This is a genomic window from Mesorhizobium sp. M1312 (assembly GCF_040318115.1).
Classification (GTDB): Bacteria; Pseudomonadota; Alphaproteobacteria; order Rhizobiales; family Rhizobiaceae; genus Mesorhizobium.
In genome coordinates this window covers 42,952-65,224 of the sequence record NZ_JAMYLQ010000001.1, presented here as the reverse complement: position 1 = coordinate 65,224, position 22,273 = coordinate 42,952, and the positions used below count along the sequence as shown (strand labels likewise).

General features: G+C 63.1%; 21 protein-coding genes. 7 read left to right on the top strand and 14 right to left on the bottom strand.

Features of this window, described 5'->3' with window-relative positions; all coding sequences use genetic code 11:
• Nucleotides 1–12: 12 nt before the first annotated feature.
• From NKH36_RS00335 to gcvA (NKH36_RS00320), 4 genes are all read right to left on the bottom strand, one after another.
• Nucleotides 13–1,317, bottom strand: coding sequence for an ABC transporter substrate-binding protein (locus NKH36_RS00335; protein ID WP_287337270.1), 1,305 nt, complete (start codon nt 1,315–1,317; stop codon nt 13–15).
• A gap of 166 nt (nt 1,318–1,483) precedes the next feature.
• Complete coding sequence (locus tag NKH36_RS00330) at nt 1,484–2,932, bottom strand: hypothetical protein (protein ID WP_352959531.1); 1,449 nt, start codon at nt 2,930–2,932, stop codon at nt 1,484–1,486.
• Nucleotides 2,933–3,103: 171 nt separating this feature from the next.
• Nucleotides 3,104–4,408, bottom strand: coding sequence for a nicotinate phosphoribosyltransferase (gene pncB, locus NKH36_RS00325; protein WP_352959528.1), 1,305 nt, complete (start codon nt 4,406–4,408; stop codon nt 3,104–3,106).
• A gap of 138 nt (nt 4,409–4,546) precedes the next feature.
• A complete protein-coding gene (gcvA, locus tag NKH36_RS00320; RefSeq protein ID WP_352959525.1) occupies nt 4,547–5,521 on the bottom strand; it encodes a transcriptional regulator GcvA in 975 nt (324 codons plus the stop codon).
• Nucleotides 5,522–5,755: 234 nt separating this feature from the next.
• On the opposite strand from gcvA (NKH36_RS00320), the gene speB reads away from it, so the two are divergent.
• The 5 genes from speB (at nt 5,756) to NKH36_RS00295 (ending at nt 9,488) form a co-directional block, all read left to right on the top strand.
• The gene (gene speB / locus NKH36_RS00315; protein ID WP_352959522.1) at nt 5,756–6,817 is read left to right on the top strand and encodes an agmatinase; all 1,062 of its coding nucleotides are present in this window, start codon (nt 5,756–5,758) and stop codon (nt 6,815–6,817) included.
• 86 nt (nt 6,818–6,903) lie between these two features.
• On the top strand, nt 6,904–7,707 hold the full coding sequence (locus NKH36_RS00310; protein ID WP_352959519.1) for a transporter substrate-binding domain-containing protein: 804 nt from the start codon (nt 6,904–6,906) through the stop codon (nt 7,705–7,707).
• 21 nt (nt 7,708–7,728) lie between these two features.
• Nucleotides 7,729–8,397, top strand: a complete 669-nt coding sequence (locus tag NKH36_RS00305; RefSeq protein ID WP_352959517.1) for an amino acid ABC transporter permease — start codon at nt 7,729–7,731, stop codon at nt 8,395–8,397.
• Nucleotides 8,394–9,041, top strand: coding sequence for an amino acid ABC transporter permease (locus tag NKH36_RS00300; protein ID WP_352959514.1), 648 nt, complete (start codon nt 8,394–8,396; stop codon nt 9,039–9,041). The genes NKH36_RS00305 and NKH36_RS00300 overlap by 4 nt, the downstream gene beginning before the upstream one ends.
• Before the next feature lie 81 nt (nt 9,042–9,122).
• On the top strand, nt 9,123–9,488 hold the full coding sequence (locus NKH36_RS00295) for a hypothetical protein (protein ID WP_502911937.1): 366 nt from the start codon (nt 9,123–9,125) through the stop codon (nt 9,486–9,488).
• A gap of 40 nt (nt 9,489–9,528) precedes the next feature.
• On the opposite strand, the gene NKH36_RS00290 is transcribed toward NKH36_RS00295, so the two are convergent.
• Nucleotides 9,529–10,932, bottom strand: coding sequence for an MATE family efflux transporter (locus NKH36_RS00290; RefSeq protein WP_352959510.1), 1,404 nt, complete (start codon nt 10,930–10,932; stop codon nt 9,529–9,531).
• 290 nt (nt 10,933–11,222) lie between these two features.
• Here NKH36_RS00290 and NKH36_RS00285 point away from each other — a divergent pair, with 290 nt between their 5' ends.
• On the top strand, nt 11,223–11,801 hold the full coding sequence (locus tag NKH36_RS00285; protein WP_352959508.1) for a histidine phosphatase family protein: 579 nt from the start codon (nt 11,223–11,225) through the stop codon (nt 11,799–11,801).
• A 19-nt stretch (nt 11,802–11,820) separates the two neighbouring features.
• On the opposite strand, the gene NKH36_RS00280 is transcribed toward NKH36_RS00285, so the two are convergent.
• The 9 genes from NKH36_RS00280 to gcvA (NKH36_RS00240) form a co-directional block, all read right to left on the bottom strand.
• Nucleotides 11,821–13,407 (bottom strand): FGGY-family carbohydrate kinase, encoded by a 1,587-nt coding sequence (locus NKH36_RS00280; protein WP_352959505.1) that lies wholly within the window; start codon nt 13,405–13,407, stop codon nt 11,821–11,823.
• Nucleotides 13,404–14,087, bottom strand: a complete 684-nt coding sequence (locus NKH36_RS00275; protein ID WP_352959502.1) for an HAD family hydrolase — start codon at nt 14,085–14,087, stop codon at nt 13,404–13,406. Before NKH36_RS00275 ends, NKH36_RS00280 begins: the two co-directional genes overlap by 4 nt.
• Nucleotides 14,088–14,129: 42 nt before the next feature.
• The gene (locus tag NKH36_RS00270; RefSeq protein ID WP_352959499.1) at nt 14,130–15,608 is read right to left on the bottom strand and encodes a mannitol dehydrogenase family protein; all 1,479 of its coding nucleotides are present in this window, start codon (nt 15,606–15,608) and stop codon (nt 14,130–14,132) included.
• Nucleotides 15,609–15,790: 182 nt separating this feature from the next.
• A complete protein-coding gene (locus NKH36_RS00265; RefSeq protein ID WP_352959497.1) occupies nt 15,791–16,561 on the bottom strand; it encodes an L-iditol 2-dehydrogenase in 771 nt (256 codons plus the stop codon).
• The gene (locus tag NKH36_RS00260) at nt 16,558–17,562 is read right to left on the bottom strand and encodes an ABC transporter ATP-binding protein (RefSeq protein WP_352959495.1); all 1,005 of its coding nucleotides are present in this window, start codon (nt 17,560–17,562) and stop codon (nt 16,558–16,560) included. The genes NKH36_RS00265 and NKH36_RS00260 overlap by 4 nt, the downstream gene beginning before the upstream one ends.
• Before the next feature lie 50 nt (nt 17,563–17,612).
• Entirely contained in the window at nt 17,613–18,437 is an 825-nt protein-coding gene (locus NKH36_RS00255; protein ID WP_352959493.1) for a carbohydrate ABC transporter permease, read from the bottom strand.
• 11 nt (nt 18,438–18,448) lie between these two features.
• Nucleotides 18,449–19,321, bottom strand: coding sequence for a carbohydrate ABC transporter permease (locus NKH36_RS00250; protein WP_352959490.1), 873 nt, complete (start codon nt 19,319–19,321; stop codon nt 18,449–18,451).
• A gap of 140 nt (nt 19,322–19,461) precedes the next feature.
• Entirely contained in the window at nt 19,462–20,772 is a 1,311-nt protein-coding gene (locus tag NKH36_RS00245; protein ID WP_352959488.1) for an ABC transporter substrate-binding protein, read from the bottom strand.
• A 188-nt stretch (nt 20,773–20,960) separates the two neighbouring features.
• On the bottom strand, nt 20,961–21,869 hold the full coding sequence (gene gcvA, locus NKH36_RS00240; protein WP_352959485.1) for a transcriptional regulator GcvA: 909 nt from the start codon (nt 21,867–21,869) through the stop codon (nt 20,961–20,963).
• A 214-nt stretch (nt 21,870–22,083) separates the two neighbouring features.
• Between gcvA (NKH36_RS00240) and NKH36_RS00235 the strand changes: the two genes are divergently transcribed.
• Nucleotides 22,084–22,269 carry a hypothetical protein gene (locus tag NKH36_RS00235; RefSeq protein WP_352959483.1) on the top strand — a complete coding sequence of 62 codons (186 nt, stop codon included), beginning with the start codon at nt 22,084–22,086 and terminating at the stop codon, nt 22,267–22,269.
• Nucleotides 22,270–22,273: the final 4 nt, after the last annotated feature.

The window sequence follows — 22,273 nt, the reverse complement described above, 5'->3', positions numbered from 1 at the left end:
AAACAGCTAAGCTCACAGCGGCTGGGTCGTGTAATCCCCTTCCGGCTCGTAGAGGCCGTCCTCGATCTTGGTCTTGTGGACGACGTTCAGCCGGCCGCCTTCGACCTTGGAGATGTTCTGGATGCCAAAACACTGGTGGATCTTGCCGTTGAAGGTCTTCGGCCCCTGCGGATGCTCGGGGCCCTCGGCGAATTCGGTGAGGGCCTCGGTGGCCTCGACCAGCTTGGCGCGGTCTTCCGGACCCTTGTAGCCGGCATCCTCCATGGCCTTTTTGACGACATAGAGCGTTTCCCAGCAGCCGAACATGTGCGCGGCGGTGGAGACATCCTTCGGATCGCCGACAGCGGCACCATTGTCGTCGATGCCGACGGCGGCGCGATAGGCCTTCTGCGCGGCGGAATCATCGGGCTGTGCGTAGCGCGGCGAGCCTTCCCAGAAGTGACTGCCGTCGAGGAATTCGAGGCCAGGGCTGTTGATGTCGGTGGCTTCGAGCGAATCGATGAAGCCGAACAGCTGCGGCCGGTTGGAACCATAGAATTCGCCGAGTTCCTTGACGAAGGTGAGCACCGCCGGGCCGACCATGACGTGGTAGATCACCTCGGTTTCGGCCGGGATCTGCGGAAAATATTTGGTGAAGGACGATTCCGTCGGCGGGATGGCGATCTGGGCAATGACTTCGGCGCCCTGCGCCTTCAGCGCCGGCGGCAGGTAGTCGCGATGGTCATAGCCGAAGGCGAAATCGGGGAATATCTGCGTCACCTTCTTGCCGGCATTCGCCGCGATCCACGGCGCCATCGCCTGGATCTGGCTCTTCACGTCGGTGATGCCGGGCTGGAAGACGTAGCGGTTGAGCTTGGTCGAGGCGACATGGTGGCCTTCGCTGACGACAAAATAAGGCATCTTGGCCTCGCCGGCGGCCGGCGCCGAGCCAATGACGACATGCGAAAACAGCGTGCCATAGACAATGTCGGTCTTGTGCTGGGTGGCGAACTTGCCGACCACTTCGGCGCCGCGGCCGGGGTCGGTGCCGTCATCCTCGATGATCACCTCGACCGGCCGGCCGTTGATGCCGCCGGCTTCGTTGATCGCCTTGACCGCGGCAGCGGTGGTCCTCTCGTACCAGCGGCCATAAGCGGCGCCGATGCCGGTGCGGTGGGACTGGAAGCCGATCTTTATCGGTGCCGAGCTCTGCGCCTGGCTGTAGCGCACGAACCCAGGCGCGACGGCGAGGCCGGCGCCTGCGGCCAACCCCTTGAGCGCCGTGCGGCGGGTGAGGCCGGTTTTGGAGAGATCGAAAAACCCATTCTTGTCAGTCACGGCAGTTCCCCTTGTTTTTGAGTTTTGACCAATGGCTGTAGCGAGGCGGGCCACTCTTGGTAAGAGCGCCGAAATTGCATGTGTACAAACTAAATCATCAAAGCCCTGACGTGGCAAGCGGGCTTTCCCCAAGGTTCAATCGACGCCATTGAGCCGGGCTTTTGTCTCATCCGGCCGCCGGCGTGGCAAGCAACCACAGGCCGAAGACCGTATAGGCGATCATCAGCACGGTGAGCGGAAACTGGCTGAGCGCGGCGCGGGCGGGAACCGGATGCAGTCGCCAGGCGAGGCCATGCGCGACGAGCACGGCCAGCATGTGGCCGGCGATGATGACGCCAGCCTGGACATTCCACAGCCACCATGCCGAGCCGGCGCCGGCGGCGACGCCGGCTTCGATCTGCATGCCGGCGGTACCGAACAGGTTCCAGCCCAGCGCGAACGGGTCGGAAAGCGCAGCCACCGCGTATTGGCCGTCGACAAGCAGCGCCGTCAGGTAGTGCGCTACATGATAGGCGAGCGCGATCGGCACGATCGACCAGACCAGCAGCCCTGCGGCTCGACCGAGAGAATGCGGGCTGCCGGCAAGACGCTGGCCAAGGACAACGGCAACGACGAACGCGGCAGCGAGCAAGACGAACGTTAGCCCGAGCCCGAAGGTGCCGATGCCGATCACCGCCGTGCGTCCCGGAAACTCCAGCGGGTTGATGCCGAACAGGCCGAGCCAGAAGAAGGTTTTCGACAGGCCATCGAAGGAGACGGACGACAGCGCAAGCAGCAGGAAAGCACTGCCGCTGAGCGACAGCGGCGCGGCATCGCCGAGCTTGGCGCCCGGCCAGCAGAGGTTGAGCCGGCCGCCTTCATTGCGCTCGACTTCATTGCGCTCAAGGAGGGCGAAGCGCGCCACCATAGCGAAGAAGACGGTCAGGAACTCACCGCGCCGGCTCCAGTCGCGGTAGCCGAACACCAGCATGGCGGCAAAACTCAGCAGCCAATAAAGGCCGGCGACCGAGGCGAGCCGCGCCGGATCGTCGGGCGCCGGGTCGATCAGCTCGAACCAGGCGAAGGCGAAGAACAGAACGAAAGCCGGCCAGCAGCCGAGCCATGGGGGCGGGCGCCAAGTCTGCCGCTTGCCGAACAGGCTGGAAACAACACGCCAAGGCCCGTACCAGGGGTTCAGCCATGACCAGAGGTTGCCGAACAGCCCCTGCAGCAAAACGAGCCCGACCCAGAGCAGCGTCCATATCGCTAGGGGCAGCGGGTTGGAGAGCGGATCGCGGCTGCCGAACAGGCCGGCCGCGACAAGAATTGTAAAGCCGGCAAAGGATATCAGGCTAACGGTTGCCCGTGCACCGTCGCCGAATGCGAAGAGCGGCAGACGCCGCCGCCAGAAGCGGGCAGGAAAGTCTGAGGGCAGCAGTGCCAGGACAAGGAAGCTGGCGGCGACCGCGAGCGCACCGCCGGCGACGTAGTAGCCGGTGGGCAGAAGCAGGACGTGGCCGCGATCGGAGGCATGGGCGAAGGCGGCGGTGGGCGATGCGAAACACAGGGCTGCAAGCAATAGAGCCAGCGAAAGACGACAGCGCTCTACGGCGCCCCCCTCTGTCCTGCCGGACATCTCCCCCACTTGGGGGGAGATCGGCAGTTCGTTCGATCGGCGCCTTCCATGCGACGTTGGAGATTGGCGAAGGTGTAGATGACAGCCAATCTCCCCCCTCGTGGGGGAGATGTCCGGCAGGACAGAGGGGGGCGCGAAGGAACTCATACTACGCAAGAGTTCCTTCACCCCTCACACCTTAACCAGCTGCTCCACGCGGTCTTTCTCCCCGAAGATCCTGATATAACGCTCGATCTCTTTCTCGTCGCCGGTGGCCTTGGCCGGATTGTCGGAGAGCTTGACCGCCGGGCGGCCATTGGCTTCGGTGACCTTGCAGACCAGTGAGATGGCGTCGAGCCGGTTGGTTTCGGTCGGTGCGCAGCCCTCGAAATCATTGGTCAGGTTGGTGCCCCAGCCGAAGGACATGCGCACCTTGCCGTGGAAATGGCGGTAGGTTTCCTCGATGGTCTCGACCTCGAGCCCGTCGGAGAAAATCAGCAGCTTCTGTCTGGGGTCCTTGCCCTTTCCGCGCCACCAGGAAAGGATCTTTTCGCCGCCTTCGATCGGCGGTGCGCTGTCGGGGCGAAAACCGGTCCAGTCGGCGATCCAGTCCGGCGCGTCACGCAGGAACGCCGCGGTGCCGAAGGTGTCCGGCAGCACGATCAGCAAATTGCCGCCATAGTAGCGCTGCCAGTCCTGCAGCACCTTGTAGGGCGACTGTTTCAATTCCTTTTCCGAATTGGCGAGCGCGGCGAACACCATCGGCAGTTCATGCGCGTTGGTGCCGAGCGCTTCGAGGTCGTTGTCCATGGCGAGCAGCACGTTGGACGTACCGGTGAAAGCCTCACCGATGCCTTCCTTGAGCGCTTCGACGCACCAGCGCTGCCACAGGAAGGAATGACGGCGGCGGGTGCCGAAGTCGGAAATGCGGATATCGGGCAGCGCTTTCAGCCGCTCGGTCTTGGCCCACATCTTGGCCTTGGCGCGGGCATAGAGCACGTCGAGCGCGAAGGGGCCGAACGCCCGCATGGCCGCGCGAGATCGAAGTTCATTGATAATTGCCAGCGCCGGGATCTCCCAAAGGGTCGTGTACATCCACGGGCCGCTGAAGCTTAATTCGTACTGGCCATCGCGCTTGGAAAGCTCGTATTCCGGCAACTGGAAATTTTCGAGCCAGGCGAGGAATTCCGGTTCGAAAATCTGCTTGCGGCCATAGAAAGTGTTGCCGCCGAGCCAGATCATCTCCTTCTTGGAAAAGCGCAAGGTGCGGGCATGGTCGAGCTGATCACGCAGTTCCGCCTCGTCGATCTCGTCGGCAAGGCGGACCGAGGTCGTGCGATTGATCAATGAGAAGGTGGCATCGACCTTGGGATACATGCCCCAGATCATCTGCAGCATCAGCAGTTTGTAGAAATCGGTGTCGAGCAGGCTGCGGACGATCGGGTCGAGCTTCCAGGTGTGGTTGTAGACGCGCCGCGCTATATCGGTCTTAGTCATGTCTCGATGCCGCCTTCACTGCTCGCTCCCTGCGGAATGCCTCTTAGCATTGAATTTTTGAAAGCGCTTCCCGCTTTGCGGGCTGGCCCGACAAAAAGAAACCCTTGCGGCAAGCACGCGGCTTCGGCAATTGCAGCCTCAGGACGCGGTTTTGGTGCCAACCACTCGCAGCGCCGGGCGCTTCCTGCGGATGCCGATGCGGCCCGCCACCGGCGCATCGGCGCGGCCGTCAGCCTGCTCCTTTTCGGCAAACAGCCAGTCGATGAACAGCTGCACGATCGGCGCCGACCTCATCTCGTTGCGACAGACGACGTAGAAATCGTCGACCGCCGGCACCGACAGGCTGAACGGCGCGACAAGCAGCCCCCTGGCGAGCAGCCCGCTTGCCGTCACTGTATCGCCAAGCGCGACGCCATGACCATGAACCGCAGCCTCGCTCGCCATGCGCGCGTCGCCGAGATGATGGCGGCGGCCGCGCTCCAGATCCAACGCATCGGCGGCGGCCAGCCAGGTGTGCCATTCACGGCCGTCGTCGCCATGCAGGAAGACATGATCGGCGAGATCGCGCACGGTGCGGATCGGACGGTTGTTGATCAGCGTCGGACTGACCACCGGGAACAGTTCGAGGCCCGACCATTTGCGCATCCAGCAATCGGTCCAGCTGCCGTCGCCATAGTGCACGCAGACGTCGATGTGCGGTGCCCGGATGTCCTTGGCGTCGTTGGACGGGATCAGCGTCAGCCTGATGTCGGGGTATTGCGAGGTGAAGCTGCCGAGCCGCGGGATCATCCACAGCAGCAGCAACGCCGGCACGCAGGACACTGATAGTGCGCCGGTGCTGGCCGGCCTGGTCATGCGCTGCGTGGCGGCAGCGATGCCGTCGAAGGCGGTCGACACCGCCGGCAGCAATTCGGCACCGTGCGGCGTGAGCTTCACCCGCTGGCCGGCGCGTCCGAACAGCTTGACGCCAAGCGACTGTTCAAGCGCCTTGATCTGATGGCTGATGGCGCCGTGGGTGACGTTGAGCTCAGCCGCCGCCTTGGTCAGCGAGGCGTGGCGCGCCGTCGCCTCGAAGGCGCGCAATGGACTCAGCGGAGGCAGACGCTTGGCCATGGGAGCCTCGAAGGGTCACGATTCCCAGAAGTGGAACCCGGTTTTCGGATAAGATCGTGCTCAACATTAATGTGAGATTTTCTCACAGCAAAGACCCTAACAATATCAATTGATTTTTCAATGCAGCTGCAAGACACTTTGGGTCGAACAGCATCAAGACCTGAAATCCGGAGGCAGCCGGCGGGATGGCGACCGTCATTGATGGCCGCACTGCGCCAGCCATGGAGGACCGACATGGGTTATGATCGCGGCAAGCTCGAAGCGTTGCGTCGCAAATATGGCGAAAGCCATGGCGGCGAAATGTTCGACCCGAAATTCCGGCGTGTCGCCGACAAGATCTTTTCCAAGAGCGGCACGCGGCTGGCGCCCTATTCCGGCATCCCGACCTTCCTCGCCGCGCCCTACCGGCAAATTGCCGCCGACCATCCGGACTTCGGCGATTTGCAGGTGGCGATGATCGGCGTGCCGATGGATCTTGGCGTCACTAACCGGCCCGGTGCCCGCTTCGGGCCAAGGGCGCTGCGTGCCATCGAGCGCATCGGCCCCTACAATCATGTGCTGGAATGCGCCCCTACGCATGAGCTGAAGGTGGCCGACATCGGCGACGTGCCGTTCCAGAGCCGCTACCGGCTGGAAACCAGCCATGACGACATCGAGCGCCGCACCAACCAGATCGTCGACGCCGGCGTCATCCCGCTATCGGTCGGCGGCGATCATTCGATCAGCCACCCGATCCTGAAGGCCGTCGGCAAAAAGGCGCCAGTCGGCATGATCCATATCGACGCCCATTGCGATACCAGCGGCCTGTTCGACATGACCAAGTTCCACCATGGCGGGCCGTTCCGCAACGCGGTGCTGGACGGCGTGCTCGACCCGTCGCGCACCATCCAGATCGGCATCCGCGGCTCGGCCGAGTATCTGTGGGAGTTCACTTACGAATCCGGCATGACCGTGGTGCATGCCGAAGAGGTGAGCGGCCTCGGCATGCCCGCCATCATCGAGAAGGCGCGCCAGATCGTCGGCGATGGCCCGACCTATGTGTCCTTCGACATCGACAGCATCGACCCGGCCTTCGCGCCCGGCACCGGCACGCCGGAAGTCGGCGGGCTGACGACGCGGGAAGTGCTTGAACTGCTGCGCGGCCTGAAGGGGCTCAACATCATCGGCGGCGACGTCGTAGAGGTGGCGCCGCAATATGACGCGACCACAAACACCGCCCATGCCGGCGCGCAGGTGCTGTTCGAGATTCTCAGCCTGATGGTGTTCAGCCCGGCGATAACAGGCAAGGGAGCCTGAGGAGTCCGACAGCAAATCCAAGGCGACCGCCGCGCTGGAGCCGGCGGCCGCATTCAAACAAACAAGCTTCCAGCAGGGGAACGACAATGACATTTCACATGAAGCTCAAATCATCCATCGCCGCCGCGCTGCTGCTCGCCGGTTTTGGTCTCGCCACCCAGGCCGCCAACGCCGACGCGGTCGATGACATCACCAAGGCCGGCGCCATCAATGTCGGCATTTTCTCCGACTTTCCGCCCTTCTCCTCGGCCAGTGCCGATATGAGCATCAAGGGCTATGACATCGACGTGGCGCAGTTCATCGCCGACCAGCTCAAGGTCAAGCTCAACCTGGTCAGTGTGACCGGCCAGAACCGCATCCCATATCTTACCGACAAGCGCGTCGATATCCTGATGAGCGTCGGCTACTCCAAGGAGCGTGAGCAGGTGATCGATTTCGCCGCCGCCTACGCGCCCTACTATATCGCCGTGATCGGCCCGGCCGCGCTCAAGGTCGAAGGCAAGGACGATCTCGCCGACAAGTCGATCGCGGTCAACCGCGGCACGCTGGAAGATACGTCGCTGACCGAGGCAGCACCCGCCTCGGCCGACATCCGCCGTTTCGACAACTACAATTCCGTCATCCAGGCCTTCATTTCGGGTCAGACCCAGCTGATGGTCGTCGGAAACGACGTCGGCGCCCAGGTGCTCGCCCGCCAGGAGGCACTGAAGCCGGAGCAGAAGTTCCAGCTCCTCACCTCACCCTCGCATATCGGCCTCAACAAGAACGAGGATCGCCTGAAGCAGGCGGTGAACGACGCGGTCGCCAAGATGCTGGCCGACGGCAAGCTGGACGAAAGCTCGAAGGCCTGGCTCAAGACGCCGCTCAATCCCGACAACCTCAAGGATTGATCTCCGGGTTAAGGACCTATCATGGGCTACAGCCTCGACTTCGGCTGGCTTGCCGATGCGACAGGCGCGATCGCGCGCGGGGCGGCCACGACGGTCCTCTTGATCGCCGTGACCACGCTCGCGGGGACGCTCCTCAGCATCCTCGGCGCGGCGGGCCGGCGAAACGGCCCCTTGCCGCTCAAGCGGGCAATCGGCATCTATGTCGAAATTATCAGGAACACGCCGTTCCTGGTGCAGCTGTTCTTCATCTTTTTCGGGCTGCCCAGCATCGGCGTGAGGCTCGATCCGCTGCTGGCCGCCATGCTGGCAATGACGCTCAACATGGCGGCCTACACGATCGAGATCGTCGGCGCCGGGCTCGACGCGGTGCCGCGCGGACAGACGGAAGCAGCACTGGCCCTCGGCCTCAGGCCGCGCCAGGTGTTCGTCAAGATCGTGCTGCCGCAGGCGCTCAAGGTGATCTATCCGGCGCTGACCAGCCAGATCATCATCATGATGCTGGAGTCGGCCGTGGTGTCGCAGATCGCGGTGCGCGAACTGACCTACGAGGCCGACATGCTGCAGGCGCGCACCTTCCGCGCTTTCGAGACCTATTTCGTGGTGACGATTGTCTATCTCGTCCTGTCCATGGGGCTGCGCCGGCTGCTGGTCAGCGGCGGCCGCCGCGCTCTGGGAGCCGGCGTGTCATGATCGAATTCACCTTCTGGGATATTGTCCGCAACCTTCTGCTCGCCGCGCGCTGGACGGTGCTTTTGTCGCTGGCGGCTTTCGTTGGCGGCGGCGTGGTCGGGATGCTCGTGCTGTTCTTCCGGATCGCCAAGAATAAATGGGCGCGGCGGCTTGCGTCGGGCTACATCGCGCTTTTCCAGGGAACGCCGCTGCTCATGCAGCTCTTCCTGATGTTCTTCGGCCTGCCGATGCTGGGCTTGCGCATCGAACCGTGGACCGCCGCAGCGCTTGGCCTCACCTTCTTCGCCAGCGCCTATCTCGCCGAGATCTGGCGCGGCGGCGTCGATGCGCTGCCGCGCGGCCAGTGGGACGCCGGCGCTAGTCTCGGCCTCCACTATCTGCAGGAACTGAGGCTGATCATCCTGCCGCAGGCGTTTTCGATCACCCGCGCGCCGACCGTCGGTTTCCTGGTGCAGCTGATCAAATCGACCGCGCTGACCTCGATCATCGGTTTTGAGGAACTGGTCAGGACATCGAACGCGATCAACAATGCGACCTTTGAACCCTTCACCGTCTATGGGCTGGTGGCGCTGATCTTCTTCGTCATGTGCTTCCCGCTGACGCAATACGCTCGTTCGCTTGAACGACAGGCGACTAGAACCTAGGAAGCTGCCTCTTCGGAGCTATCTCCTTGTTGGAAGAAGAGTTCTGTGTACTCTCCACAATGCTTTCAGGAAGGGCTTGGGGTGAGAATTGCAATGTTCGTCGCGTTAGCCGCGACAGTGGCTGGATGCGCGACCTCTCCGGTCGAATATGGAGCGTCGCTTTCGAAGCAAGACCGGAAATGGGCGTCGCCGGAATGCCAGCAAGCCCGCATGGAGGCTTCGGACTACGACGCTCGCGAAAAAAAGCAGCCGGGCTGGGGAACCGGCGTCTTTCTTGGCCCGTACGGATTAGGGCTCGCAGCAGCCATCAAGGAGCACCAGCAGAAGCAACGAAAATTGTTCGCCCGCGCGGTGCACTTGCGGTGCTCAAGTCTTCCACTGCCAAAGGAGTTGCAAAGCGATCCAAGCCTTCAGGCCGCGAGCGCCAATCAGACAAAATATCCATAGACATCACGACCCGCCCCTCCTTCGCGACGATGCCGTTTCATCAATGCCCAAAGGAGAGCGGCGGCGCGATCCTATCCCGCCGCAGCCAGCGCGCCAGAAGCAGCGCCGCCACCACCGCCAGCCCCAACGACAGGCCGATCCAGATGCCGACACCGTCGAGGCCGGAATAGAAGGCGAGCAGCACGCCGAGCGGCAGGCCGATACCCCAATAGCCGATCGCCGCATAGATCATCGGCACCTTGGTATCGTGCAGGCCGCGCAGCATGCCGGCGGCCACCGCCTGGGCGCCGTCGAAAATCTGGAACAGCGCAGCAAAGGCCAGGAACGACACGGCAAGCCCGATCACCCTGGCATTGGCCGGGTCGCCGAGATCGATGAAGGCGCTGATCAGCAGCTGCGGCCACAGGATCATCACCAGCCCCATCAGCGCCATGAACGACACGCCGATGACAAAGGCGGTCCAGCCGGCGCGGGAAACCCCTTCCGGGTTGCCGGCGCCATGGGCGAGCCCGACGCGCACCGTCGCCGCCTGGTTGAGGCCGAGCGGCACCATGAAGCTGACCGAGGCGATCTGGATGGCGATGGCATGCGCCGCGAGCGAGGCCGCGTCGATCAGGCCCATGAGAAGGGCTGCGGCGTTGAAGATCGTCACCTCGAAGGCGAGGAGGCCGGCGATCGGCAAGCCGAGCCGCAGCAAGCCCTTGAAGCGCGGCCAGTCGGCCCGCCAGAAGCGCCCGAACAGTTGATAGCGGCGAAACTTCGGCTCAAGCATCACCACCGCCGCCATTCCGGCGAACATCAGCGTGCTGGACAGCGTCGTGGCGAGGCCGGAGCCGGCGATGCCCATCGAAGGGGCGCCGAGATTGCCGAACATGAACACCCAGTTGAAGAAGACATTGCAGGCGACGGCAACGAAGACGATGACCAGCGCCCAACCCGGCCGCTCCAGCGCGGAGATGAACGAGCGCAGGACGATATAGCCGTAGAAGGGCAGCACCGCCCATTCGAGCCAGCGCAGGTAGATGCCGGCCTGATGTGCCAGCGCCGGTTCCTGACCCATGGCCAGCAACACGGCCTCGCCGTACCAGAGAAATATCCAGATCGGGATTGAGATGAGGATCGCCAGCCACAGGCCCTGCCGCACGGTGCGGCGCAGGTCGCGCACCGAGTGACGACGGCGGCCGAGTTCCGTGGCGATCATCGGGGAGGTCGCCAGCATCAGGCCAAGCCCGAAGATCAGCGGCATGAAATAGAGGTTGGCGCCGAGCGCGCCGCTGGCCAGCGTGTCCGGACCCAGCCGCCCCATCATCATGACGTCGGTGGCGGTCATCGCGGTCTGGCCGAGATTGGTGAGCACCATCGGCCAGGCGAGCGCCAGCGTCGCCCTGATTTCCTGACGCCAAAGGTTTTCCGGCGCGCGAGCGCCGGCTTCGATCGCAGACATTTTGTCGCCTATCCGATTGCGGCGCGTCGGCTAAAAGGCCGGAAGCCACGTCTCAGCGCGGAAAATGGCCGTGATCGGCCCGGATTCCGCATTAACCGCCCGGCTTGTCTACGAAATGGGCAGCTATGGCAAGGGGCTGGCTCAACGGAAGCGTTGAGCCAGCAAGGCGTACGGTCTCATTCCGCTTGTTTGGCCCGCCTGTTTGGAGAGAGCACAGAAGCCGCTATGATTGCGTCGTTGCTCGACCTGAAGAGCGGGCGTGATAGCAGGTTCCATCGAAAGGCATGAGGATGAGCGCGTTTCCCGAAATCTACCTGGTTCGGCATGGCGAGACGGAATGGAGCGCCGCTGGAAAGCACACCGGGCGGACCGACATACCGCTGACGCCAGCCGGCGAGGAGGCCGCCGGGCGGGTCGCTGAGCGGTTGCACGGCCTTTCGTTCCAGGCCGTCTGGTCGAGCCCGTCGCAGCGCGCCTTCAAGACTTGTACGCTGGCCGGCTTCGGTTCGGCCGGCGTGAAGAAGGCCGATCTGGCGGAATGGGACTACGGCGCTTACGAGGGGCTGACCACAAAGCAGATCCGCATCGAACGCCCCGGCTGGCGTCTCTTTCGCGACGGCTGCCCTGACGGCGAGGCTGCAGAGGACGTCGGCGCAAGGGCGGATCGGATCGTCGACGAGCTGCGTGACGTCAACGGCAATGTCCTGGTGTTTTCAAGCTCGCATTTCCTGCGGGTGCTGGCTGCGCGCTGGCTCGGCCTGCCGCCGCAAGATGGCGCCCTGTTCGTGCTGGATACCGCCAGCACAAGCGTACTCGGCTATGACCACGACCTTAGCGAACCAATTATCCGGCGATGGAACCAGAGATAGCATTACAGGCCATTCGAGCCTATCTGATCGCGTCCAGCGCCTGCCTCTGCCGGTGCATCTCCAAAAACACGCGATAGTCGCGGTCGAACCGGCCGGCGGCCGCCAGATTGGGCTCTCGCGTCTTGCCGCCCTGCTGCATGGCGACGCAGGCGGCGTTCAAACCGGGAAAAAGCCGGGCGGCGGTCGCGGCGATCATGCCGGTGCCGAGCAGCACCGCCTCATCGGCCAGCGGCTCGACCACCGTGCAGCCGGTGGCGTCGGCATAAAGCTCCATCAGCAGCGGATTTTTGGTGTGACCACCGGTGACATGCAGCGTGTCGATCAGATAGCCGTTCTCGTTCAGTGCTTCCAGCACATGGCGCACCCCAAGCGCGATGCTTACAGCGGTGCGCCAATAGAGCTTGCACAGGCTGTCGAAGGAGGACTCCAGCGTCAGGCCGCTGATGACGCCGACGGCATGCGGGTCGGCGAGCGGCGAGCGATTGCCGTGGAAATCCGGCAGTACATGCAGCCTTCCAGCAAGATTCTCGCCCTCCAGGGCGCGCAGTTCAGCGACGCGCCCGGCGATCCTGGCGTGCATGGCGGCGTCCGGCTCACGGCCGGCGCCGTGCCAGCGGATGATGTGATCGAGCAGCGCGCCGGTGGCCGACTGGCCGCCTTCCGACAGCCACAGCCGGGGAAGGGCCGCGCCATAGTACGGGCCCCAGACGCCGGCAAAGGGTTGCGGGTCGGGCGACATCGCCATGACGCAGCTCGAGGTGCCGGCGATCAGCGCCAGATGCCGGCCGATATTGGTTTCATCGCCGGCGAAGCCGCCGAGCACGCCGAGCGCGCCGGCATAGGCGTCGATGACGCCGGCACCGACCCGGCATTGTTCGGTCAGGCCAAGCTCAGCCGCAGCTTCCGCGCTCAGCCGGCCGATATCGGCGCCGACTGGGCTGGCCTTCTCCGGCAGATTGCCATGCTCGAAAAGATCGCCGAGCCCGACGGCTTGGAAGAAATCGCGCCGCCAGCCGGTCTCTTCATGCGCCAGATAGGTCCATTTGGCGGTCAGCGTACATTGCGAACGGGCGAGCGACCCGGTCGCCTTCCATGTCAGGAAGTCGGTGAGGTCGAATAGATAGCCGGCTTCGTTCCATGTTCCGGGCAGGTTGCGCTTCAGCCACATCAGCTTCGGCGTCTCCATTTCCGGCGACATGACGCCGCCGATATAGTCGAGCACGGCGTGGCCGCTTTCGGTGCATTCATCGGCCTCAGCAATGGCGCGGTGATCGAGCCAGACGATAGTGTCCCAGCGCTTTTCGCCTGATACCGAGACGCTGAGCTGGCTACCATCCTTGCCGCGCACCACCAGCGAGCAGGTGGCGTCGAAGGAGATGCCGACGATACCCTCCGTTGCCACGCCGGCCTTTTCGCGGGCGGCGCGCACGGCAATGCAGACCGCCGACCAGATATCCTGCGAATCGTGTTCGGCGTGGTCGGCCTTCGGCCGGTTCATGACGATCGGGTGCTCGGCGCGGCCGAGCAAGGTGCCTCTGGTGTCGAGAATGCCCGCACGGGCGCTCCCGGTGCCGACATCGACCGCGCAAACGAAACTGTTCGTCAAGGTGTTCTTACTCTCGCTCCCAGGCCTGCAATCAGATCGGGCAGTTGCAGCATGTCAGCGAATATAAAGTCCGGTTCACTCGACGCAAGCCGCGCTTTCAGTGCCGGGCTGCCAGCATGCGAACCGCCGGTGAAGGCAAGGACGCGCATGCCCGCCGCCCGTGCCGCCGCGACGCCGGCCGGGCTGTCCTCGACGACGAGACAATTTTGCGGGATCGCCCCCATGTTGGCGGCTGCGTGGAGAAACAGGTCCGGCGCCGGCTTGCCCCGTGCCACCATGGCGGCGCTGAACAGATGCGGCTCGAGCAACCCGAGCAGTCCGGTGACATCGAGCGCATGGCGGATGCGCTCCAGCGTGCCGGAGGAGGCGACGCAGCATGGCATGCCAAGCCTCGGCAAAACCTGCCCGATGCCGGGGATCGGTTTCAGCTGGTCGCGAAATTTGCGCATCAGCTCGACGCGCATCTCGCTCAGGTGTTGGTCGGTGATATCAAGTCCGAAGTCGCGGCCGAGGATTTCGCGGACGCTTTTCATGCTCTTGCCGAGGAAATGCTCGTAGGCGGCGTCCTCGCTGACACTGCCGCCGGCGAGCGTGATCATGCTAAGCAGCGCCGAAACCGACAGCCCCTCGCTATCAACCAGCACGCCGTCGCAGTCGAAAATGACTAGGTCAGGCGTCATTGCAAGGCCTTCATCGGCGGGGCCTCATGCCTTGAGCCGATCTTAGAGATTGCCGGCGAGATAGCGCGTCAGTGTCGCACGCGCACCGTCGGCCCAGAGCGCCTGGAGCGCATTGGCGAAGGCTTCGACAAACGGCGCCGAGCGGCCGACATCGCCATAGATGTCTTCCATGGCCAGCCAGGCGGCAGGCGCATCCTTTGCCGCCCTGGCTGTCGTCTGCAGCCGGTCCCAGCTCGGATCGTTGGGTTCGATGGCGGCGCCGCTGTCCGTCGTGCCGAAGCAGTAGCGGCACCAGAGCGCCGATTCCAGCGCCAGGCCGGCGACGCCCTTGCCGGCCTTCAGCCGGTCGGCGATGATCGGGATGATGAATTTCGGCTGCCGGTTGGAGCCGTCAAGGCAGAGCCTGCGGATGGTGTCGCCGATCTTCGGATTGGAGAAGCGGTGCTCGATGAGTTGATAGTAATCTTCCAGCACGATGTCCGGCACCGGCGGCACGGTCGGGATGATCTCGTCGTGCTCCAGTCTGTCGAGAAAGCCGCGCACCAGCGGCTCCTGCATCGCCTCGTGGACGAAATGGATGTCCATCAGCCCGGCCGGATAGGCGATGGTCGCATGACCACCATTGAGGATGCGGATCTTCATCAGCTCGTAGGGCGCAACATCTTTGACGAACTGCACCCCGACCTTTTCCAGCGGCGGGCGGCCGTCGGTGAAACGATCCTCCAGCACCCATTGCCTGAACGGCTCGCAGAACACCGGCCAGTTGTCGTCGAGACCGAATTCGCTCGAGAGAGCGCCACGCTCGCGGTCGGTGGTGGCCGGCGTGATGCGGTCGACCATGCCGTTGGGAAAGGCGACGTTCTCGCTCACCCAGTTCGCCAGATCCTCGTCGATCAGCCGCGCGAGACCGATGACGCCATCGGCGGTGACATGGCCGTTGTGGGGAATGTTGTCGCAGGACATGATCGTGAAGGGCACGATGCCGTCGTCGCGGCGGCGCATCAGCCCGGCAAGAATGATGCCGAAAACAGTCTTCGGCGTTGCTCCCGGCTGCGCATCGGCGACCATGTCGGGATCGGTCGGATTGAACACGCCCGATGCCGGGTCGATGAAGTAGCCGCCCTCGGTGATGGTCAGCGAAACGATCCTTATCGCCGGATCCGCAAGCCGTTCGATGATCGCGGGCGCGTCACCCGGCACCAGGAAGTCGATCATGACGCCGGTGACGCGGGCGCTCATGTGGCCAGAATCCTGCTCGACCACGGTGGTCAGCCAGTCCTGTTCCTGCAACTTGCCGCGGCCGACCTTTTCGCCGTCGAAGACACCGGCGCCGACAATTGCCCAGTCATGGCCGACGCCGGCATTGAACAGGTCGTCGAGATAGACGGCCTGGTGCGAGCGATGGAAATTGCCGACGCCGAAATGCACGATGCCGGCCTTGAGCGCGGCGCGATCATATTTCGGGCCGGCGACCTCAGGCGGAAGTCGGGACAATGTCGCGGACGAGAGTCTTACTGTCATTTCAACAAACGCCTTCTCATTGCGGCGCCTGCGCCTGCCTGACCTTCTCCCCTTGTGGGAGAAGGTGGATCGGCGCGCAGCGCCGAGACGGTTGAGGGGTGTTGGACGAAGTGCTCCGCTGGAACACCCCTCATCCGCCTCGTTTCACTCGGCACCTTCTCCCACAAGGGGAGAAGGAAAGTTCAACTCATCCACTGGCCGCCATCGACATTGTAGGTCTGGGCGACGATGTATTCGGCGTCGTCGCTGGCCAGGAACACCGCCATGCCGGTGAGGTCTTGCGCCGTGCCCATGCGGCCGTAAGGCACGGCTTCGCCGACCAGTCTCTTCTTCTCGCCCTTCGGCCGGTTCTCGTACTTGGCAAACAGGGCATCGACATGGTCCCAGTGCTCGCCGTCGACGACGCCGGGCGCGATGGCGTTGACGTTGATGCGGTGCTTGATCAGGTCGAGTCCCGCCGACTGGGTGAGCGAGATGACGGCGGCCTTGGTGGCGCAATAGACGGCAACCAGCGCCTCGCCGCGGCGCCCGGCCTGGCTTGCCATGTTGATAATCTTGCCGCCTTTGCCGCGGGCGATCATCGAGCGGGCGGCGGCCTGCAGCATGAACAGCGTGCCGGCGACATTGACGGAAAACAGCCGGTCGTAACTCGCCTTGGTGATCTCGACGATTGGGGCCAGGTCGAACAAAGCGGCGTTGTTGATCAGAATGTCCAGTCCGCCGGTCCTTGTCTCGACCGCTTTCACCGCCGCCTCGATCGAAGCGAGGTCGGTGACGTCGAGCTCGACCGCATAGGCTTTTGCGCCGATCTCCGAAGCGGTCTTTTCCGCAGCTTCGAGATTGATGTCGCCGATCGCCACCGTGGCGCCCTCGCGGACATAGGCTTCGGCAAACGCCCTGCCGATGCCGCGCGCCGATCCGGTGATCAGCGCCGATTTACCCTCGAGCCTCATTGCATCATCGCCTTTCCGTCGGCGCCGAAGCGATGCAGCTTGGTCTTGTCGGGCGTCAGATAGATCGTGTCGCCGTGATGGGCGGCCAGTTCGCCGTCGGCGCGCACTGTCAGCGGCCCGACACCGTCGGCTTGAACGTGCAGAAACGTGTCGGAGCCGAGATGCTCGGCAACACCGACCGTGGCTTTCCATTCGCCTGAAGTCGTCGAGATGTTCATATGCTCGGGACGGATGCCGACGGTCTTGGCGCCATGTTTGGCCGCCGGCCCACCTTCGATCAGGTTCATCTTCGGCGAACCGATGAAGCCGGCGACGAACAGGTTCTTCGGCGTCTTGTAGAGCTCCATCGGCGAGCCGACCTGTTCGATGTTGCCGGCATTGAGCACGACGATCTTGTCGGCCATGGTCATCGCCTCGACCTGGTCGTGGGTGACGTAGATCATCGTCGTCTTGAGCTGATGATGCAGCTCGCTGATCTCCAGCCGCATGGTGCCGCGTAGTGCTGCGTCGAGGTTGGACAAAGGTTCGTCGAACAGGAAAGCCGATGGCTGGCGCACGATGGCGCGGCCGATGGCGACGCGCTGGCGCTGACCGCCGGAGAGCTGGCCGGGGCGGCGATCGAGATAGTTGGTGAGGTTCAGGATGCGCGCCGCATCCTTCACCTTCCGATCGATGGTCGCCTGGTCCTCTCCCGCCATCTTCAGCGGGAAGGCGATGTTCTTGGCCACCGTCATGTGCGGGTAGAGCGCATAGGACTGGAACACCATGGCCAGCTTGCGCTTGGCCGGCGCCTCGCCGGTGACGTCGCGGCCATCGATGTTGATGGTGCCGGCGGTGGTGTCTTCCAACCCGGCGATCAGTCGCAGCAGCGTGGACTTGCCGCAGCCTGACGGGCCGACGAAGACGACGAACTCGCCGTTCTCGATGACCAGATCGATGCCCGGAATGATGATCGTCGACCCGAACGACTTGGAGACGTGCTTGAGCGTGATGTTTCCCATGGTTTCCTCCCCGAGGGGTTATTGTCCGTCGTTCATCGCTTGCGGCGGTGTTACTTCACCGCGCCAAACGTCAGGCCGCGCACCAGCTGCTTCTGGCTGAACCAGCCCATGATCAGGATCGGCGCGATCGCCAGCGTCGAGGCCGCCGACAGCTTGGCCCAAAACAACCCTTGCGGGCTTGAGAAGGAACTGATGAAGGCGGTGAGCGGGGCGGCCTCGGTGGTGGTCAGCCGGATGGTCCAGAACGCCTCGTTCCATGCCAGGATGATGTTGAGCAGCATCGTAGAAGCGATGCCCGGCACCGCCATCGGCGTCAGCACATAGACGATCTCGTTCCAGAGCGATGCGCCGTCCATGCGCGCCGCTTCCAGGATCTCGCCCGGGATTTCGCGGAAGTAGGTGTAGAGCATCCACACCACGATCGGCAGGTTGATCAGCATCAGCATGATCATCAGGCCGATGCGGCTGTCGAGCAATCCGGTATCGCGGAAGATCAGGTAGATCGGGAACAGCACGGCAACCGCCGGCATCATCTTGGTGGAAAGCATCCACATCAGGATGTCCTTGGTCCACTTGCCCGGCGAGAACGCCATCGACCATGCCGCCGGTATGGCGACGAGCAAGGCCAGGATGGTCGAGCCGACCGACAGGAACACCGAGTTGAGGAAGAACTTGAAATAGCCGTTCTGCGCCTCGACCGCGGTATAGCTCTCCGTGGTTCCCGACGGAAACAGGTTGAAGCCCTGGATGGCCTCCTGCTCCGACTTGAACGAGGTGATGATCGTATAGAGGATCGGGAAGAAGATCAGCAGGGCGACGATCCAGGCGGCCGCGGTCGCGATCGTCTTGTGCTGGGTGCTGACTGCACGTGCCATCGTTTCCTCCCTTATTTGTCCAGGTTCTTGCCGACCGCGCGCATGGCGAAGAAGGCGACGATATTGGCTAAAATGACGGCAATGATACCGCCGGCGGAGGCCTGGCCGATTTTGAACTCCAGCAACGCCTTCTGATAGACGAGGAAGGGCAGGTTGGTGGAGGCGTAACCCGGGCCGCCATTGGTGGTGACGAGGATCTCGGCATAGACCGACAGAAGGAAGATCGTCTGGATCAGGATGACGACGGTGATGGCGCGCGACATATGCGGCAGCGTCAGATAGATGAAGCGGCTGATGAAGCCGGCCCCGTCCATCTCGGCGGCTTCCTTCTGCTCGCCATCGAGCGACTGCAGGGACGTCAAGAGGATCAGTGTCGCAAACGGCAGCCACTGCCAGGCGACGATGATGATGATCGCCAGCATGGGATATTGGCCAAACCAGTCGATCGGCTGCCCGCCGAAGAAGCGCGCAATGTCGGCGAAGACGCCGTATTGCGGATGCATGATCATGTTCTTCCAGACCAGTGCGGCCACTGGCGGCATGACGAAGAACGGCGAGATCACGAGGATGCGGACGATGCCCTGTCCCCACATGGGCTGATCGATCAGCAGCGCCAGCAGGATGCCGCCGATCACCGTGATCAAAAGCACGCTGCCAACGAGGACAAGCGTGTTGAGGATCGACTGCAGGAATGCCGGATTGGAATAGAAAAGGGCGTAGTTCGAGAAGCCGACGAAGCCGTCGCGGATCGGGTTGAGCGGGTTGTACTGCTGGAACGAGAACCACAGGGTGAATGCCAGCGGAACGATCATCCAGACGAACAGCAGCACCACGGATGGCGCCATCATGAAGCGGGCAAGCGAACGGGTCTGCTGAGTAGCCATCACGGTCACCCTTCAAAGGTCAGCCAAATTTTCAGAGTTTGCCAAATTTTCAGAGTTTGAAGGTGGCCGCCCGAACTGGGATTCGGGCGGCCCCTGCTGCCGGCCATGATGGGCAACCGGCGTTCGGCACCGGGAGGAGCCTACTGGATATAACCGCCCTCGGTCATCGTCGCGGTGGCAGCGTCCTGGGCCTGCTTCAGAGCGTCGTCGACGCTCGTCTGGCCGGCGAGTGCCGCCGAGAACAGCTGGCCGACAGTGGTGCCAAGGCCCTGGAACTCAGGGATGGCGACGAACTGGACACCGACATAGGGCACCGGCTTGACGGTCGGATGCGTCGGATCGGCGGCGTTGATCGAGTCCAGCGTCATCTTGGCGAAGGGCGCCGCCTTCTGGTATTCCGGGTTGGCGTAGAGCGAGGAGCGCGTTCCGGGCGGAACATTGGCCCAGCCTTCCTTCGAGGCGACGAGCTCGAGATAGTCCTTGCTGGTTGCCCAGGATACGAACTTCTGAGCGGCGTCAGCCTTCTGCGTGCCGGCGGGAATGGCCAGCGACCAGGCCCACAGCCAGTTGCCGCGCTTGCCCAAACCATTGTCGGGCGCCAGCGCATAGCCAACCTTATCGGCGACTGTTGAGTTCTTCGGGTCTGAGACGAAGGAGGCGGCGACGGTGGCGTCTATCCACATGCCGCACTTGCCCTGCTGGAACAGCGCCAGGTTTTCGTTGAAGCCGTTCGAAGATGCGCCCTCCGGGCCATTGGCCTTCATCAGGTCAACGTAGAACTGCAGCGTGTTCTTCCACTCGGGCTGGTCGAATTGCGGCTTCCAGTTCTCATCGAACCAGCGTGCGCCGAAGGAGTTCGACATGGCGGTCAGGAAAGCCATGTTCTCGCCCCAGCCGGCCTTGCCGCGCAGGCAGACGCCGTTCACGCCGTTGGCGCGATCCGTCATCTTCTCGGCGGCCTGCTTGATGAAGTCCCAGGTCGGCGCGTCGGGCATGGTCAGCCCGGCCTTCTCCATCAGGTCCTTGCGGTACATGACGAACGAGCTTTCGCCGTAGAACGGTGCCGCATAAAGCTTGCCGTCGACCGACAGGCCGTTGGCGATGGCCGGAATGATGTCCTTGACGTCATAGTCGTCGCCGAGCTTGTCGAGCGGCAGCAGCCAGTTCTGCTTGGCCCAGATAGGAACCTCATAGGTGCCGATGGTCATCACGTCGTACTGGCCGCCCTTGGTGGCGATGTCGGTGGTGACGCGCTCGCGCAGCACGTTCTCCTCGAGCGTGACCCACTGGAGCTGGATATCGGGGTTCTTGGCGGTGAAGTCGTCGGTCAGCTTCTGCATGCGGACCATATCGCCATTGTTGACGGTGGCGATGGTGATGGATTCGGCATGCGCGGCGAACGCGAGGGCGCTGGCCGACAACAGACCCAGGGTGAGCGTGCGAAGTTTCATCAAATTCCTCCCATAGACCAAGCTGAGCATTTGCCTTGGCTGTGAGCAATTACTCACTTCGCATGATTTATGTCAAGCCGGATTCGTTGCTGCAGCGCAGCACGCAACTTCGTGCGGCATCTTGCTCCGGAGGATTAGCGCCCCGAAATGCCGAATTTCGGTGCCCGCTTGACCGGATGGATTATCGATTATTGGCTGGCAATCTCGGCCAGTATCCATTCGCGAAAAGCGCGGATCTTCGGCACGTTGCGCCGCGCCTGGGGATAGACCAGCCAATAGGCGTGGCCGTCGTCGCCGACCAGATCGAAAGGCTGGATCAGGCGGCCATCGGCAAGCTCGGCCTTGAAGAAAGCGGCCGTTACGATCGCCACACCCTGCCCGGCGATCGCGGCGTTGGCCTCGTAGGCCTGAGCACCCATGCTGGAGCCGGGGCGCTTGGCCAGTTCCTCGACCGGCAGGCCGGCGGCGATAAACCAGTCCCGCCACCAGATGTCGCCGGGGTCGAGGATCGGCAGGCGCAACAGATCGGCCGGCTCCTTCACTCCGCCGATGGTCGCCGCGAGTTTCGGGCTCAGCATCGGCGTGAAGTCCGCATTGAAAAGCTTGTGCGCCTCCACGCCCGGCCAGTTTCCGCCGCCCGAACGGATGGCGATGTCGATATCCTCGCGGGCGAAATCGACGAGGCGGTTCGATGTATCGAGGCGCACCGCCAGCGATGGATGCGCGACCTGGAACGAGCCGAGGTGCTGTGCCAGCCAGTTCGAAGCAAAGGTCAGCAGCGTCGAGACACAAAGTACTCCGTCGGCGCCAGTGCGCGCGGCGGCGTAGGCTCCACCCAATAGGGCGAACGCCTCGCTGACCGCAGGCGCCATACGTTGCCCCGCCTCGGTCAGTACGATCTGCCTTGGCCGGCGCAGGAACAAAGGCGCCCCAACGCGCTCCTCCAAAAGCTTGATCTGATAGCTCGCCGCCGCCTGCGTCATGCCAAGCTCGCCGGCTGCCTTGGTGAAGGAAAGATGCCGCGCCACCGCCTCGAATACCCGGATCGCCTGAAGCGGAGGGAGCTGGGTGACCTGCCGTGAGTTGAGTTCAGGCATAAGCCCTCCTTATGGGCCGTGATCGACGTTTGATTGGCAGCAAGGCCCGACCTGGCCGATATTTGAGGTCGACGTTCACTCTCGTCTACAGCGCCGCGCGTCCTTTTGGACGCGCAAAGGACGCTGTAGCACTTTTGATTTTGCGCATGATCCTTTCCGAAAATCGGTACCGATTTTCGGGGTCATGCGCTAGAGATAACGAAGGCTGACGATCATGACCATTGTACAGGAAAAGCTATTTTTGACGCCAGGCCGAGGCTGGTTTCTGCGGCTGGCGCGCGGATTGGCACGGCACGGAGCCAGGAAAAGGGCTTATCTGGACATCAGGGAATTGCCGCCGCATCTGCAACGCGACATGGGCTTTCTCGACGGCAACGATCCTTGCGGCCGGCGCAAATAGCCTT

Bases quoted from the DNA above. Each gene is read 5' to 3' on its own strand.
- NKH36_RS00305 (WP_352959517.1), top strand. From the start codon at position 7,729: ATGGGCTACAGCCTCGACTTCGGCTGGCTTGCCGATGCGACAGGCGCG.
- pncB (WP_352959528.1), bottom strand. From the start codon at position 4,408: ATGACTAAGACCGATATAGCGCGGCGCGTCTACAACCACACCTGGAAG.
- NKH36_RS00290 (WP_352959510.1), bottom strand. From the start codon at position 10,932: ATGTCTGCGATCGAAGCCGGCGCTCGCGCGCCGGAAAACCTTTGGCGT.
- NKH36_RS00330 (WP_352959531.1), bottom strand. From the start codon at position 2,932: ATGTCCGGCAGGACAGAGGGGGGCGCCGTAGAGCGCTGTCGTCTTTCG.
- NKH36_RS00235 (WP_352959483.1), top strand. From the start codon at position 22,084: ATGACCATTGTACAGGAAAAGCTATTTTTGACGCCAGGCCGAGGCTGG.
- NKH36_RS00275 (WP_352959502.1), bottom strand. From the start codon at position 14,087: ATGACGCCTGACCTAGTCATTTTCGACTGCGACGGCGTGCTGGTTGAT.
- gcvA (WP_352959525.1), bottom strand. From the start codon at position 5,521: ATGGCCAAGCGTCTGCCTCCGCTGAGTCCATTGCGCGCCTTCGAGGCG.
- NKH36_RS00285 (WP_352959508.1), top strand. From the start codon at position 11,223: ATGAGCGCGTTTCCCGAAATCTACCTGGTTCGGCATGGCGAGACGGAA.
- speB (WP_352959522.1), top strand. From the start codon at position 5,756: ATGGGTTATGATCGCGGCAAGCTCGAAGCGTTGCGTCGCAAATATGGC.
- NKH36_RS00310 (WP_352959519.1), top strand. From the start codon at position 6,904: ATGACATTTCACATGAAGCTCAAATCATCCATCGCCGCCGCGCTGCTG.
- NKH36_RS00255 (WP_352959493.1), bottom strand. From the start codon at position 18,437: ATGGCACGTGCAGTCAGCACCCAGCACAAGACGATCGCGACCGCGGCC.
- gcvA (WP_352959485.1), bottom strand. From the start codon at position 21,869: ATGCCTGAACTCAACTCACGGCAGGTCACCCAGCTCCCTCCGCTTCAG.
- NKH36_RS00300 (WP_352959514.1), top strand. From the start codon at position 8,394: ATGATCGAATTCACCTTCTGGGATATTGTCCGCAACCTTCTGCTCGCC.
- NKH36_RS00260 (WP_352959495.1), bottom strand. From the start codon at position 17,562: ATGGGAAACATCACGCTCAAGCACGTCTCCAAGTCGTTCGGGTCGACG.
- NKH36_RS00245 (WP_352959488.1), bottom strand. From the start codon at position 20,772: ATGAAACTTCGCACGCTCACCCTGGGTCTGTTGTCGGCCAGCGCCCTC.
- NKH36_RS00250 (WP_352959490.1), bottom strand. From the start codon at position 19,321: ATGGCTACTCAGCAGACCCGTTCGCTTGCCCGCTTCATGATGGCGCCA.
- NKH36_RS00270 (WP_352959499.1), bottom strand. From the start codon at position 15,608: ATGACAGTAAGACTCTCGTCCGCGACATTGTCCCGACTTCCGCCTGAG.
- NKH36_RS00265 (WP_352959497.1), bottom strand. From the start codon at position 16,561: ATGAGGCTCGAGGGTAAATCGGCGCTGATCACCGGATCGGCGCGCGGC.